At 67.1% G+C, this 2,153-nt stretch carries 3 protein-coding genes; 1 reads left to right on the plus strand and 2 read right to left on the minus strand.

Annotated features, from left to right (window positions below; translation table 11 throughout):
- A partial coding sequence (locus ACE3OK_RS12415; protein WP_374249867.1) for a DUF4286 family protein occupies positions 1 to 234 on the minus strand: 234 nt, incomplete at its 3' end.
- Entirely contained in the window at positions 231 to 1,400 is a 1,170-nt protein-coding gene (locus ACE3OK_RS12420) for a DUF3667 domain-containing protein (protein WP_374249868.1), read from the minus strand. The genes ACE3OK_RS12420 and ACE3OK_RS12415, both read right to left, overlap by 4 nt.
- Positions 1,401 to 1,456: 56 nt before the next feature.
- On the opposite strand from ACE3OK_RS12420, the gene ACE3OK_RS12425 reads away from it, so the two are divergent.
- The coding region (locus ACE3OK_RS12425) for an MATE family efflux transporter (protein ID WP_374249869.1) at positions 1,457 to 2,153 on the plus strand (697 nt) is incomplete at its 3' end.

Below are 2,153 nucleotides of genomic sequence, written 5' to 3' on the forward strand. Positions count from 1 at the left end.
GGCGTGTTGGTCGAAATAGTCCTGCAGGGCCGCCGCATCGGCCAGCCAGTACTGCACGCACAAGGCGACGTGGCCATCCGCCGGCACGGGATCGCGCACATCGAGGACGCGTGCCGACATGAAGCCCGGCAAGGCCAGCATCTGCGCAACATGCGCGGCCAGCCAGGCGCGGTAGTCCGTCTCGATTGCACTGTCCAGGGTGATGTTCACCTCGTAGCAGACGGTGGCGCTCACATTTCCACCAGTCCGATCAGGGCCGAGGCGCTCACGGCCAGGCCCAGCAGCACGGAATAGATCATGCCCAATACGGTGAATTTCACCAGCGTCATTGGCCAACCTTGCGCGTAGACGCGCTTCTGCGTCAGCAGCAGGTAGACCAAGGTCCAGCCCACCAGGAATGCGATCAACCAGGCGAACAGGATGTACGTCCATGACCCATCCGGCGCGAAGGTCGAAGCGGGTACCGTTGCCAGCAGGATCAACAGCAAGGACAGGCACAGGAAGGCGTGGCTGTGCAGGGCCACGATCAGGTGCTCCATGTACAGCCGGCGCTGGAACAGGTAGGCCAGCTTCAGCAGCAAGGCAAACACCGGCACCAGCACGAACAAGGTGGTGGGGATGACCGAGAGCATCGCGTCCTTGAACGCGCCGGGATCGCGTTCGAGGCGGGCCACGTTGTCACTGCCGCGCTGCGCTTGCGCGGTGAGCCAGTGATTGACGAAGTCGGGTAGCCAGCCGATGGCGATCGGCTGCGTTTTCGCGTCCCACGGCTTGCCGCCGACCACCACGGCCGGATCCTGCGTCTCCAGAGGCGCCTCGGCGAGCGGGGTTGCGGACGCACCCTCGCGTAGCGCGCGGAGCCGCGCATCGGCGGCATCGCGGATGTGGTGCTCGGCGACGCGAATGCCGGTTGCACCTACTGCACCTGCGGTGCCGGTCATGTCGCGCTGCGCCTGCTGCAATTGCGCCAGTTGCTCGTCACGCAGCTTCACCACCGCCGCCGCCGTGGTGGCCCGCGCAAAGGCGTTCTGCACATCGTCCGATCGACCATCACCGCCCACCTGCACGGTCAGGCGCGCCACGAAGAAGGCCAGCACGGCAAGGAAGAAGAACAGCCGGAACGGGGTGACGTAGCGGACCTGGCGGCCGGCAAAGTATTCCAGGCTGAGGAAGCCGGGCCGCAGGTACAAAGGCTTGAGCGTGCGCACGATGCGCGCATCGAAATCGAACACGCTGTCCAGCAGGTCGCCAAGCACGCTGCCGATCGGCCGCATCAAGCCCTGCACCGGCTGCCCGCAGGCATGGCAATGCGGGCCTTGCAGGGCCGCCTCGCAGTTGCGACAACGCGGTGGCGGGGCCGGCTCCGCGGATGGCGATTGCACGTCGTCTTCGTTCTGCATGCGGATAAAATGACAGGCCGCGCGCGGCCGCGCCAGCGCGCCTTCCTGCCTGCCCCATGTCCAATTCCGCCGACCGCCCCCGCTTCCGCAGCGAAGTGGGCAAGACCGCCCGCCTGGCCGGACCGCTGGCGGCCGGGCATCTGTCGTCCGGTCTGGTGAGTTTTGTCGATGCATTGATCGCCGGCCACCATGGCACCGCGACGCTGGCGGCGGTGTCGGTGGGCACCGCGCTGTTCTGGCTGCCGATGCTGGCGCCGATGGGCACGCTGATGGCGCTGCCGCCGGCGGTGTCGCAACTGGATGGCGCGGGCCGTCGCAGCGAGATCGGGCCATTGTTCCGGCAAGCGCTGTGGCTGGCCGCGGGCCTCGGCTTGCTGCTGCTTGCGCTGCTCTCGCTGGCACCGCTGCTGCTGCGGCCGATGGGGATCACGCCCGCGATCGTGCCGGAGGTCACCGCCTTCCTGAACGCCGTGCGCTGGGGCATTCCTGCCTTCACCCTCTACCTGTGCATGCGCTACCTCAGCGATGGCCTGCACTGGTCACTGCCGACCATGCTGCTCGGTTTCGGCGGCTTGTGCGTATTGGCGCCGGTGGCCTATGTGTTGACCAATGGCCTGTTCGGGCTACCCGAGCTGGGCGCGGAAGGGATCGGGATCGCCACCAGCTTGATGTTCTGGCTGCAGGCCTCGGGCTTCGCGCTGTACCTGTCGCGCAGCCGCAGGTTCGCCGACCTGCGTCTGTTCGCGCAGTGGG

This window comes from Thermomonas sp., assembly GCF_041905325.1.
In the GTDB taxonomy this organism is placed as follows: Bacteria; Pseudomonadota; Gammaproteobacteria; order Xanthomonadales; family Xanthomonadaceae; genus Thermomonas.